This window comes from Bradyrhizobium sp. BWC-3-1, from assembly GCF_032917965.1.
Taxonomy (GTDB): Bacteria; Pseudomonadota; Alphaproteobacteria; order Rhizobiales; family Xanthobacteraceae; genus Bradyrhizobium; species Bradyrhizobium canariense_D.
Genome location: NZ_CP136625.1, coordinates 6634893 through 6647829 on the forward strand (window position 1 = coordinate 6634893; position 12937 = coordinate 6647829).

At 56.8% G+C, this 12937-nt stretch carries 8 protein-coding genes; 3 read left to right on the plus strand and 5 right to left on the minus strand.

The genetic code is table 11. The features are described from left to right. Positions 1 to 381 precede the first annotated feature (381 nt). Positions 382 to 1509 (minus strand): catalase family protein, encoded by a 1128-nt coding sequence (locus RX329_RS31985; protein ID WP_085359290.1) that lies wholly within the window; start codon positions 1507 to 1509, stop codon positions 382 to 384. A gap of 826 nt (positions 1510 to 2335) precedes the next feature. On the opposite strand from RX329_RS31985, the gene RX329_RS31990 reads away from it, so the two are divergent. Continuing rightward, positions 2336 to 2797 (plus strand): hypothetical protein, encoded by a 462-nt coding sequence (locus RX329_RS31990; RefSeq protein WP_143274226.1) that lies wholly within the window; start codon positions 2336 to 2338, stop codon positions 2795 to 2797. Positions 2798 to 2909: 112 nt separating this feature from the next. Here the strand turns inward: RX329_RS31990 and RX329_RS31995 are convergent, their stop codons facing one another. The 3 genes from RX329_RS31995 to RX329_RS32005 form a co-directional block, all read right to left on the minus strand. Beyond that, entirely contained in the window at positions 2910 to 3485 is a 576-nt protein-coding gene (locus RX329_RS31995) for an FUSC family protein (RefSeq protein ID WP_317244811.1), read from the minus strand. 86 nt (positions 3486 to 3571) lie between these two features. Then, positions 3572 to 3889, minus strand: a complete 318-nt coding sequence (locus RX329_RS32000; protein WP_085359296.1) for an amicyanin — start codon at positions 3887 to 3889, stop codon at positions 3572 to 3574. 8 nt (positions 3890 to 3897) lie between these two features. Continuing rightward, on the minus strand, positions 3898 to 4419 hold the full coding sequence (locus tag RX329_RS32005) for a DUF4142 domain-containing protein (RefSeq protein WP_085359298.1): 522 nt from the start codon (positions 4417 to 4419) through the stop codon (positions 3898 to 3900). Between the two features lie 191 nt (positions 4420 to 4610). Between RX329_RS32005 and RX329_RS32010 the strand changes: the two genes are divergently transcribed. Beyond that, positions 4611 to 4982, plus strand: a complete 372-nt coding sequence (locus RX329_RS32010) for a DUF488 domain-containing protein (protein WP_085359300.1) — start codon at positions 4611 to 4613, stop codon at positions 4980 to 4982. Between the two features lie 202 nt (positions 4983 to 5184). Then, positions 5185 to 5640: a VOC family protein gene (locus RX329_RS32015; RefSeq protein ID WP_085350992.1), complete on the plus strand. Its 456-nt coding sequence runs from the start codon at positions 5185 to 5187 to the stop codon at positions 5638 to 5640. Between the two features lie 1174 nt (positions 5641 to 6814). Here the strand turns inward: RX329_RS32015 and RX329_RS32020 are convergent. Then, entirely contained in the window at positions 6815 to 12856 is a 6042-nt protein-coding gene (locus tag RX329_RS32020; RefSeq protein ID WP_317244812.1) for an AAA family ATPase, read from the minus strand. Positions 12857 to 12937 lie beyond the last annotated feature (81 nt).

The following is a 12937-nucleotide window of genomic DNA, read 5'->3' on the forward strand; positions in this document are numbered from 1 at the left end:
GCTGTCATGATACGGCGCAAACCCGTTAGGCCCGTCATTGGCCACCGATCATTGCTGTCTCCGGCGGAGCGCACGATTCCTAAACAAGAGCTTCTCCTGCGGGGCCTAAATCCCGACGCAAAGTTTCCCGCTACTTCATGATATCTTGTCGAGCACTAACCACCTTCCACGCTGGCTGCGCCTAGCCAGTCCCCCCATCCCGCAACTCCTACAGACGACCGAACAACCGAGCTCTTGCCGATCACATCGGGACAACCTCTCAACGAACGTCCACTATGCGAGCGGCAACGAAAATCGGCTATACGTCATTTAGGGGGGTCCAGTCATATCAAAGTATGACCGTCCCCCTCACCGAGCACCCGTCCGGCACGCCAGCGATTGCTAATCTCCCAAATCAGGCTTTTGACGGGGCTCCTCGATCACCCTCCCATTTCGTGCCGCCCGAAACCGCTTCGCCGCCGCGTAGACCTCTTTTCGAGCTCGCATGATACCACCGAGCGGACGGTGCGCCGCCAGACCGTGCCACGGCGAGAATTGCATCCCATCGTCAACGACAGATGATCTTGCTTCGCTCCACGAGTTTTGACGCGTCACCTCAATGCGGCCAATTCGACGGTACGGGCTCAACTGCTCCGGCCAGACAGTGGCGGCGTTCTCGATCGGCATCAGGTTCAAATCCGTGCACAGTTGCGCCCGCACCTCCCAAACGCCGCCACTTTGCTTGAAGAACGCGACAACGGCTTCGCGGATGCCGTTCGGTATGCCGTTGACGTTGAGTGCCGCCCCCTTGAGGGCTGCCAGTTCGGAAGAAATTGGGGAGACCGAGATTTTTGCGATGAAATCGCCGAAACGCACCGGCGCCTGATTGTAGAACGTCTCTCCCAAAATATGCGTTTCCGGCTGGCCGCCGAGGGTGGCGACTGTCGTGTTCGGCTGGCCGGTCACGGAAACGATCGCGCGCTGCACCTGACGCATCACGGCAGACAACAGCTTCTTCAGTCGTTGCACGCGGTTGGTCGTTTTTGACAGCAACGTTATGACAGGCAGAAATTTCTTCGGGGTCGGCGCTCCGAAGGCCGGCCCATTGACCAGAACAAAATCCTGGGTGACGTCGCCCTCCGACCCGCTGAGCCGCTCACCTTCGACGCCTATAATCTTGACCGCTAGACCGCGCGGCGTGGACACGCTGTCATCAAGGATATCGCCCGGCACCGTGGAAAACCGCATCACCACCGGATAACGGCCGGGCTTTGCGAACAATCCCTGGGCCAACTCGATCGGAAGGCCGGCATCGACCTCCAGGTAGCCCTCCAGAATGCCCTGGGTTTTGGCGTGAACCGAACGGATGGCGTGCCTCCCATCGGCGAACGTCCTTTCGTTGACGTATCGCATGGTGGCAATCAGGCCTTCAATCGTCGCTGCCTCGTCAGGGTCCAGTCGTTCCACGGATGGACTGAAACGAATCGGTGCATCAGCCGCCTTGCGCGGGAAAATCAAAGGCGCGTTCATCGGAACCTCTCGCTTGTTTCAGCCTTCTGGTTTCGTAAGGCACGTGGCCACGAAGCTCCATTCAACACACGTGTCGTCGTGCCCATACGTTCGTGTTAGGACTCTATGGCCGCGGTGCTTTGCAAGCAAAACCAATGCCTGCAAAGACGCGGGGGCGAAAGTACGAGGCAGGTCACGCAGAGGCGGGCGATCCAGCCTTGTCGACATGCAAGATCATCCGGAAAATGGCACCATGCGGTGAGTTCGGATACACCAGCAAGCTTCCATCGTGTGACTGAATAAGAATTCGCGGACCGCCGCCTCACTGCCATCGACTCAATGGCATTTGTGATCAGATTCAAGAGTACTTGCTGGAGCTGAATTCGGTCTCCCCTGATCTGCGGAAGCTGCATTTTCGATTCCGCACGAACCGATATGCGATGCTGCTGCAGTTCGGTGTGCACGAGGGCAGCGTCTCATCGATAAGAACATTGACGTCGAACCAGGTTACGATTCGATTCTCCTCCTTGGAGTTTACCCGAATACCCTCCATCACAACGCGCGGTCAATCCAGCGCAAGCTGGTCTCGGCCCACATGATGATTGCGGACAGAGGCTCTTGATCTCATGCGCAATCGTAGCAGCGACCGCGCCGCCAGTGATTAAGGCGCATCGCGTTCGCGGCTCTGGGCTCTTACGGCTCCAATCAGACGCGCATAAAACAGCAGAGATTTCATAGAGCAAGACGAACAGAATGAGGCTGCCGGAACCAGCTGCAGGTCGTGACGGCATACCAACCGAGGCTGAAGCGCGCCGAGACCGGGAAGCTGCTGATAAGGGCTTCGGTCATGAATACGAGCATGACCACTATCCGCCATGAATCAAGCAATGACTTCCGCGTTATCCAGAGCGGGACGATCGCGATTGCGCTCAACAGGGCGATGGCCGCGGCCGGCGTAATACCATGGACGACGATACGAGCGCGTAGACAGGAGCGCGAGCAGCGCCAAACTAACGTTTCGGCGAAACAAGACATCAACGTGTACCCATGGCTGCCGCACCCAGAACTCGTTTGCGACGAAGATGGTCTCGCCAGTTTAAGGACGCTGGCCGCCGCGCGTTTCGATTACGCGTGCATAAACCTTTCCACAGGGACGAGACAGATCGCCTCAATGGGACTGTCAGGAAGAATCGAGCCGCCATTGTCTAGCTACGTTGTTGACGAAGGGTATTATGTCTGCTTCAGCGAGGAACGCCTTTCGCCCGCTTTCGTAGATGCGTTTTCAAATGTATTGAGGCAATCAAACTGAAGCGTTCCACGCGATCTACCAAAAGTACTTTCCCTAGGCTCACGCCTCAATACGCCGATCGACAGCGCTCATGTTAGCCGTTTACCACCCAGCGAGTTCACATCCGCCGCACCTAAAAGCTTGAGCGTCGTACGCTGATCTTCCGCTCGGCGGAAGATATGATCCCCTCCTTCGAGCCCGGGACAATGCCGGGGCGAGCCATCGCGCAAGATATGCCCCACCTGAGCGGCACACCGATGCCGATGCCCGTAACGGTATCGAAGAGACGCAGCACTGGTTGCTCAAAAGCATGCTCCGGATCAATCACCGCAACACCCATCAGCACGATGCTCGTGATCGACGTGGTAATGATGTCCTCCGGTCGCCGAAAGGACTGCATGACGATTGCGCCCGCTCCGATCAAGAGGACAATACCTCCGGCGTTGACGGGAAGCAGAGCAATGTAAATCGAACAGAGGGCGAAGCTGACGCAAGTCGCTACAAACCGCGAGACGCCGGCAGCTAGGCTCCCGACGCGCGTTTCTCGGAACACAAAGGCAGTCGCGACCGCGGCCCACATTCCTCCCAACAAACTGTCGCCCCGATCGATGGACGGCCCGATCACCCGGCTTGTGACAAGATAGGAAACAGCGCAAGCGACGGCCATCATGATCGCATACGCCAATTCCGATAACGTGATCTTCTTCATCTTTCACTTCGCGGAATTACAACCTAATTTGAATGATTCTCGTCATCGCCGCCGAGCGATCGATCGAACATTCGGCAGCCCGAGGCTCATGGCTCAATCTGGATAATCGCCGTCATGTTCGGATGAAAACGGCAATAATAAGCGACCGGCCCGCTCTTCTTCAGAACCGTCGTAACCGTCGTCTTTGCCGGAATCGCCACGTCCCAGTCTCCGTTTTGGGCAGTGGCGGTGTGATCGAACACGTCCTTATTGATCCACTGAATTGTATCCCCGACTTTAGCCGAAACTTCCAGGGGCGAAATCGCCATATTATCCATCGTGACCACGATGACTTCCGCATTGGCAGATCCTGCACCAAGCAACAATGCGAGGTAGAGAACCGGCAAGACCGATTTCGAAGCCATGCGCCGTCCTATTTCAGGCTTGCCGCAAGATGCTCTGCATGCTGCGCGTGTCCTTGAAAGATCCTCAGACCGGTTTGGAGCAGGCTCTTCAGTTCAGGATTGGTCGCGCCCGGGATCAATGTCGATTCAAGAGCGTCATCAACCGCCTTGTGATAGGCAACCTCGTTCGACACGTAAGCCTTGTCAAATTCCGCACCCTTTAGCTTTCCGAGCTCAATCAACTCGCCCGCAGCAGATTTAGAAAGGCTGCGGCTCCTGTCGTTATCTTCCGGCGTGACCTTGAGCTTCTGGAGCAGATCCAAAGCCAGCTTGTTCACGGTCTCATGGTCACGCACCATATTTTCAGCGAACGCTCTCACGTCCGTATTGGTCGACTGGCTCAAAGCCTGCCTTGCAGCCGCAACATCAATAACGCCTGCCGTATAAGCGATATGCGCAATCTGCGGATCATTCAGCTTCCCGCTTTGCGCGAAAGCGGCGCTAACCCATATGCTGAACGCTAATATCCCTGCGCTTCTGCGGGTAATCACGATGCGATACTCCTGTCCATTGGCTCTCTATTCCTTGAATATCAGCGACGCCAATGCGGGCATCTACCGCGCCTTCGGAAAGGCAGGTCATATCTAGGTATGATCGAGCGGAACGCGAACGCGTGCTTCAATTGATTCGTCACGCGCCCTCCAGTTTTCGCCCTGATGGCGGAGCCGATCAAGGAACGAACATGGGATCGATCGAGATCAAGAGAGTTTACGAACCTTGCTCTCGCGGCGACGGTGAAAGGATTCTGGTAGATCGATTATGGCCGCGCGGCCTGCGGAAGAGGGACGTCGCCATCGACCGCTGGGAAAAGGACATCGCACCGACACCGTTGCTGAGGACGTGGTTCGGTCATCGTGCGGACCGTTTCACCGAGTTCAAGCGGCGCTACCGAGAGCAGCTCAAGTTGAACCCTGCAGTAACGGAGATCCTTGAGGCAATTGGAGACCGCAAGGCGACGTTGCTGTATGCCGCCCGTGACACAGCCGTTAATCACGCGGTAGTTCTTGCGGAATTCCTGAAGAAGTCCGCGGCAAGAGGGCCACGGCGAAAGTGAAATGCGCCCGGCGCCGGCCGTGTGCCGTTCGAGGCAGGCGAGAATACCGGATGCTTGCGGAAGGAAGGGGCTTCCCCATAGCGCAAGCAACGAGCGACACGATTTTAGGATCGCGCCGTAACTTTTGCGTTCAGTTGAACAATCCTCGCTCTTCAGTCACGATTTTCTGAGCATAGGAAACCACCCGAGTTGGGAGCCCTTGATGAACCAGGTACAGGTCGAGCAGAAGCGCTACAAAATGCCGCCAGATGAGGGTATCACAGTTGCGCACTTTCTTACCGTCACCAACATTGAACGATCCGCGCTATTCTACGAGAAGGTCTTTGGAGCTCGCATCTTGAGCAGAGGCGACAGCAACGGGGCGCCTGGATATATTCAGATTGCTAATACGTGGCTGATTGTCAACGTCGGGGGCGGCCCGACATCCGACAAACCACTTGTGACGCTCGACGTTCCAGCCGATCTCAATTCAGTCAGCAGCTTCTTGAATATTCGCGTCGCGGATATTCAAGCTTGCTACGAACAGTGGCGAAAGCGTGGAGCGCAATTTATCACTGAACCAAAAGGCAAGTATGGTGAGACGCGCTGCTACATTCGAGATCCGGATGGCTACATCATAGAGGTCGGGCAAAGCGAGCCGGATTTCCCTTACGGCTAACGTACCCTGGGCGATAACGCCTGCAATCTGCCTTCGGATCGTCCGCCGCCTTCCGATCCGTTCGGCGAACCTGGGATGCGGCGCACCGACTGCTTGAACGCTTCATCGATACCGCCGAGACGGCGGCATGTGCTATCGCCTCGCCTCCGCCTCCGCCTCGACCTTGCAAACAAGCGCGTCCCGGTGAAGCCAGTGATCCGCAATCTCAACGGCGGCACCGACGACGTCGCGGTCTCGACGCCCGGTTCGAATTCCGGTCGCAAGTAAACGGACCTGACATTGGGGAAGACGGAGCGTCCGAAGCTGAACCTCAGGGGTGATGTTATGACTTTCCGATTTGCCGAGCCCACCGATAGACCTACGTCTGGAGCGAACACCGGAAACGATTGCGGTCGAACAACGTTGGCTGCGCGAGACTGACGCTGTCGGTCTGGTCCGCAAGAGCCATGGCGCGAGCGTCTACCCGAATTCGCTCTCACCAGTTTCAGCAAACGTCATTCGTTGAATGCCGGGATCTGCTTAAGCTGGTCGGTTTGCATTTTGTTATGATTGATGAACAGGGTCGCGTGGTATGTCGCGGTCGGTATCGAGAGACGGGACCACGTCGCTCTTGAAATACTCTTCCAAATGAATGACATCGACCGGTGGTGGGGCGTGTATCCGGACGTCGAAATCAAGGTGACGCTCCCGTCGCTGAACACATCGAAAGTGAAGCATGAGTACGCTTCCGTCAGATAGATGCAGGCGCTGTTGTCGTATTCGCGTGCAATATCATTTGAAACACGCCATCCCTGAGATGATCAGCAATGCACGAGCGAACTGTAGAGAATTTCGTGAATAGGAGCACTGCGGTGATCGAGTCGCTCACGAACATTCCCATGCCAGAAAGAGGCACCAAAGCGTCCACGGCCGCCAGTTTGACCTGCTGCTCTCCTGTCGCCGTTATAAGGAACGCCGCCCGCACTATCAGGAGCGCGACGCTGAGGGCGAGCTTCTGCTAGGTCCTGCTCAGCGGCAGATTCGAAAGAACCAGGTCTTGCGCGTGCGAAGGCATCAATATCCTCTCGGACCGCAACTCTGAACTTTTATAAACAATAGGGGCTTAACCGGCGTCGATCGACGCCATGAATCTCGTCCTAGACACTAGTGTGACATTCGTGGCGCGGGCAACGGCTCACGCGAAGCTTGCAGGCAGTTCAATGATAAGCCTGGCTCCGCCAAGGCTCGAGCTGTTGTCGGCTCGAATGGTCCCATTGTGTGCTTCGATGATCGACCGCGCGATCGGCAAGCCCAGCCCCATTCCCGTCGCCTTGGTCGTAAAAAAACTGTCGAATAGGCGCGGCAGATGCTCGGCGTCGATGCCAGGGCCGCTGTCTTCCACAATACAGCAGACCGTTTCGGAATCGATCTGCTGTGTACGAATGGCAATATCCCTGCGCGCCACTTCCGAGATCGTGATGGCTTGTACCGCATTGACGACAAGGTTCACGATAACCTGCTGCAACTGAGTACGGTCCACCATCACCTTCGGCAAGTCGGGCGCTAAATCGAGCGAATTCGACACATTCTTCGATTGGAATTCCTGATGCAATAAAGCCGTGCATTCCTTGATGATGTCAGCGAGCGCGGTCTCCGACCGCCTCGACGCCCCCTTGCTCGCCATCGTACGAACACGGTCGATGACGTCAGCTGCACGGCGCGCATCATTGACGACACGCTTCAGGACCTGCTGCACCTTCTCGAAATTGGGTTCCGGTTGGTTCAGCCAGCGTAGTGCAGTCTCACCGCTCGTCAGGATGGACGCCAGCGGCTGGTTTACCTCGTGCGCAATAGACGCCGTCAATGCTCCGAGGCTGACAACCCTGCTTACATGCGCCAGCTCCGATCGAACCTTGTCACGCGCATCTTCCGCAAGCCGGCGTCGTGTAATGTCCTGAGCAGCACCGAGACATTCCAGTCGCCCACCCTCGTGACTCATCGCGCGCGCGCTCACCCAGAGATACTTGATCCGACCATCCGGCATCCGCAGCCGCAATTCGTAGTCCGGATTGGTAAGTCCCGCACGCATCCGCTGCCTGTAGTGATACAGCCTTGCAAGGTCGTCCGGATGGGTGCGTTCACTAAGCATATCATAGGTGACCTCGGTAAATGGCTCGAACTCCCAGATGCGCTTGAGTTGGTCTGAAAATGAGATCTCATCAGTAGCCAGATCCCACGCGAAAGTACCGGTCAAGCTTACCCTCTGGCCTTCCGTGAGGTAGAATTCACTTCGCTTGAGGCCGGCCTCAGCCTGCGAACGCTCTATCGCGATGCTGGCGAGATGGGCGACGTGTGCGATGGTTTCCTGATGATGCGAGGACGGACCGCCGGGCTCTCGCTGGTAGACGCATACGGTGCCGATGACGGCTCCTTCCCGTGAGCAAACCGGCGTACTCCAAACCGCCCTCAAGCCGTGTTCCAGAACATGAGCCCGGCACGGGGCGTCCATCCAACGTGGGTCGGATCCAATATCTTCGGCAATCACCTGCGTTTTTTCGCTGATTGACCGGCTGCGTGGAGAATCATCGAAAGCAATCGACGCCCCTCGGATTGGATTGGTGTAGCTTGCGGGAAGAGAGGGCGCGACGCCGAATTCGAATATCTTGTTACGACCGTCGATCGGGTAAATGCCGCAATGGCATTCCGGCGCGGATTCCTCAAAAAACCTGCATATTGCGGCGAGCACTTCCCGAAGAGGCTGCCCCGAGGCTATCATCTCTAACACGTGCTTCTCGCCTGCGAGATAGATCTCCGACTGCTTCCGGTGCTCGGCCGCTTGCGCAAGATCGCCATAGAGACGGGTGTTTTCGAGCGAGATCGCTGCTTGTCCCGCCAGCAACTCCAGAACCGCGATGCGAGCCGGTGTGAACGCGTGTGAGACCAGCGCGTTTTCAAGGAGGAGAATCCCGATCAATTCTCGCTGTTTCATCAAGGGAAGGCATAGAATGGACTTCGATTGTCGGTCTCGCAAGTAGTCCTCGCCGGAGAATAAACTTGGCTTGGAAGCATCATCTAGAATCACGCTTTCCAGCGTGCGGATGGCGTAACGCACGAGGGACTCGGGGCAATTTATCCCGGTGATTGGCTCCTGGCGCATCGTGACTTCGATCTGATCACCTCTCGCTCGCGCCTCCGCTTGGATCCTATATTCATCCCCTGAGGGCAGTATCAGAACGCCGCGATCGGCGCCTGCGTTCTCGATCGCGATCTCCATCAACCGTTCGATCAACCTGGGCATCACGATCTCACCGGACAAGGCTTGCGACGCCTTGACGACGCTCGCGACGTCCAGATGCTGGATCGTGGAACCAAGAATCGCGACGGGATGTTGCGCCTCTGGACCAGCCAACTTCGGGTAAAGCTGATCGAGCTGCCGTACCTTGCCATCGGCCCCCCAGCGGAGATAGCAATCCCTCGCCTTGCGCAGATGGGCGCCGGCGGATGTCTCGGAGCCGCGCGTATGGTAGAACCGGGCGGCCGCCTCATAGGCTACCGCTTCGTTGTGAACGAAGCCGTGGTCACCGGCCGAACGGATGGCCTGTTCGTAGAGGCGCATGGCCTCGAGTTCGCGCCCTTCGATCCGGGCTATTTCCGCACGTACCAGTGCGGCACGGTTTTCGAAATTCTCGGGACAATTGTCAGCCCATATTGCAAGCTGCCGGTAGTGATCGGCCAGCGCCTCGAAGTGTTGCTGTCGCGAGCCCTCGCTTGCAGAATCAAAAGCCGCAGCGCGAGCGAGAGCGCCGTAAAAGTGATACTCCGCCACTTCAAAGAAGGAGTGCGATGTCCAGAGCAGCCGCCCAGCGTTCAACGATGCCTCGATTGCAGAGGAGCAATCTCCCGCAAGGAACCGCGCTTGTAACTTTCGAATCCAATACCGGCATTCCGCCAGCGCCCACATCGGATTACGCGATGATTGAAGCTCGAACTGAGTCTCGTCAAAGTGACCATCACTCAACGAACCGAACTTTGTTGTCAGGCCCCGAAGTGTCCGAACGAACGCGAGCTGCGCAGTGAGGACATGTATGACGATACCGAACACGACTTTACTTGCGAACTCGAGGCCAGTCTCAGCTTCGCGCTGCACGTCGGCCAGGGAGTCTCCGCTCGCAAGAAGATTTGTAAGCATGTAGTGGTAGCTATACGCAGCAAAAGTGAGGTCTCCTATCCCGCTCGCGGCGTCGAAAGCCCGTCGCAAAAGCTGGCGCCCTGTTTTGACGTGCTGCCTCCACGGCATGATACAATTCCCAAAACGCAAATAGACACGAGCTTGAGCGCGATGCAATCCGTGCTTTTCCACCAGATCGTAGCCCAGCTTGCCGAGCTGGAATCCGGCCTCATAGTCCCCGAAATGGGGTCCGGCGAGCATACTTAGCGATACATACGCGAAGCAGGATGCGTCGCTGTTGCCATGCTCAAGGCTGAGTCTGACCATCCGACAAACCACGAGAGCATGAAGGTTCTCATCGGTGAACATCGCTGGCATCACAATCGCATTAAAAACATCTAGGACATCGAGCACATCCGGATTGGTGATCAGGGGCAGGTCAGCGAGTTGTTCGATTTTCCGAGTTCCCACCAAAGACCAGATTTGATCGTATTCCCGCGAAACCTCCTCGTCGGTGGGATGTGGCGACCAGTGATTGCCGTGACCTCGCTCATACTCGATGAACACCTCTACGCCGCGATCGCTACGACCCAAAAAATCATAGAGCGTTAGGCGCAAGCGCGTGACAAGAGCAATATCGTGAGCGCTCTTTGCCCGTTCGACCAACACGGAGAGCCGACTTTCTGCGCTCGACATATCAGCCGTCAGCAATTCGCATTCTGCCAGCAGATACTCAATCGAGAAGACCAGGTCGTAGTTGCGATTCCAGGCATCGTCCATCATTAGTCCGCGGCCGGCATGGAGATACCTAAGTGCCGACGCGTATGCCGTTGAAATCTTTGCGCGTCTGCCCGCGATCAGATTCAATTCCACAATACGTTCGCGCTCCGCAATCGACGTGATCAGATGAGAGCCACGGTTGAGTTGATTCGCGATCTCGAAGATCTCTTCCTCAAGTTTGTCTGGAGATGTGTGTGAGGCCATCTGCATGCCGATGCGCAAATGCGCTGCTGCTCGCAACTGTTGCGGGATCAAAGAGTATGCGGCTTCCTGCACACGATCGTGGAGAAACGTGTAAGAATTTTCTATTCGGAAAATGAGGCCCGTTCGGACCGCTTCCCACAGCTGCCCATGCAGCTCCTCGCTCGAGTCCTGGTAAACCATGCGTAGCATTGCAAAATCGGCGCTGTTGCCAAGGCACGCGAGCTGCTGTAGCGCCTTCTGCGTCTCGGTGGGTAGCCGATTCAACTTCCCCACCATAAGGTCCACGACGTTATCGGTATAACCCTTGGCGTGAATGCGATTTAGATCCCAATGCCACTGTCCTTCGATTTGATCGAAGATGAGCAATCCCTCTTCGAAGAGCGCAGATAGAAATTGAATAGCGAAAAACGGATTGCCGGCCGTCTTTTCCTTGACGAGTCCCGCCAACGGGCAAGCATGTCCTGGTTCACAGCGAAGCGAATCCGCGATCAGCTGCTCCAGGTTCTCACGCGTCAGGGGCGCGAGTACGATGCTCAGTAGCGTCGCTCCGGCCTGATGCATCGCGTCGAGCCTGCGCATCAGCGGGTGCGCGGCAGCCACTTCGTTGTCACGATAGGCCCCGATCAACAGCAAATTATTGACGCCTGGGTGCGTCAATAAATCTGCCACTAGATCGAGCGTGGCCGCGTCAAGCCATTGCAGATCGTCGAGGAACAGGGCCAGCGGATGCTCCCGCGTGAATGCGCCGATGAACCGACGGAAGACAAGTTGAAAGCGGCTCTGCGCATCTTTTGGCGGAAGTTCCGGAACAGGCAGTTGGTCCCCGATGATGAGCTTTAACTCCGGGACGAGATCCACCATAAGCTGGCCATTCGGACCCAGTGCCTCGCGGATGCGATCGCGCCAACGGCCCAGCTCTTCTTCTTTCGTCGCAAGAATTGGACGGATCAGGCTCTGGAAGGCTTGTGCGAGGGTCGCATAGGGGATGTCTCGCTTGTACTGGTCGAACTTTCCTGATGCAAAACGGCCTCGGGGCGGGACGAGCGGTTTATGGAGTTCATTGACAACGGAGGATTTGCCAACACCCGAGTAGCCGGAAACAAGAACGAGTTCCGGCCTGCCTCCCGCCACCACACGCTCGAACGATGCCAGCAGGGATGCGATCTCGAACTCCCGACCATAGAGATGCTCCGGGATCAGCAATTGATTCGATATATCGTGCACAGCCACCGGGAATGGTTCGATGCGACCATGGCACTGCCAATCCGTCAGACACCGACGCAGGTCCGCTTCCACACCCCCCGCCGTTTGATAGCGTCCCTCCGCAGTCTTAGCGAGGAGCTTCATCACGATTGACGAAAGCACATAAGGAATTCCGCTCGTCCTTTCACTAGGCGAACGCGGCTGCCTTGCGATATGGCAATGAACCCATTCCATTGCATCGATGGCGTCGAACGGCAGACTTCCCGTCAACATTTGATAGAAGGTGACGCCCAGCGCGTATAGATCGCTGCGCGAGTCGATCGAACGATTCATCCTCCCGGTTTGCTCCGGGGCCATATAGGCAAGGGTCCCGGCGATGAACTCCGGGGGTCCGGGGGCCTGCCGTTCGCGCGGGATGCGCGAAGCTATTCCAAAGCCCTTGAGCCGGGTCGCTCCATCACGGTTGTTCACTAGAAAATTGGAAGGCTTTATGTCTTTGTGGACCAGACCTCGCTGGTGCATCTTGCCAAGGGCTGCAGTGATATCGATAGCAAGCCGCAGGAACGTCTCAATTCCCAGAGGCGCATCCAACAACCGGCTAAGCAGCTCGCCTCCGGGGTCTTCGAACACCAGAATAGTTTGGCCGTGTTCCTGAACGAACTCCAGCGGGCGAAGGGCCCAATTGGAGTCGAGGCATTCCGTGAGTTCGAATTCGTGGCAAAGCCTGCTCAGCTTGTCGTGGGCTGCCCGATCGCAGGCGACCAACATTGTGGTTGACGAATTGGAATCACCATCGGCGTCCCGACACTGGATTCTGCGCAGAAGAATGCCGCCTTCGTGCGACAATATCTGCGCTGCGCTGCCGTCTTCGGCCTCATTCAACCACACCGTTTCGCCCGCTTGTTCTGCTCATTGGACCGTGGTTGCAGCGAAACGCAAATGCCCCGAACCAACGATTTTCAC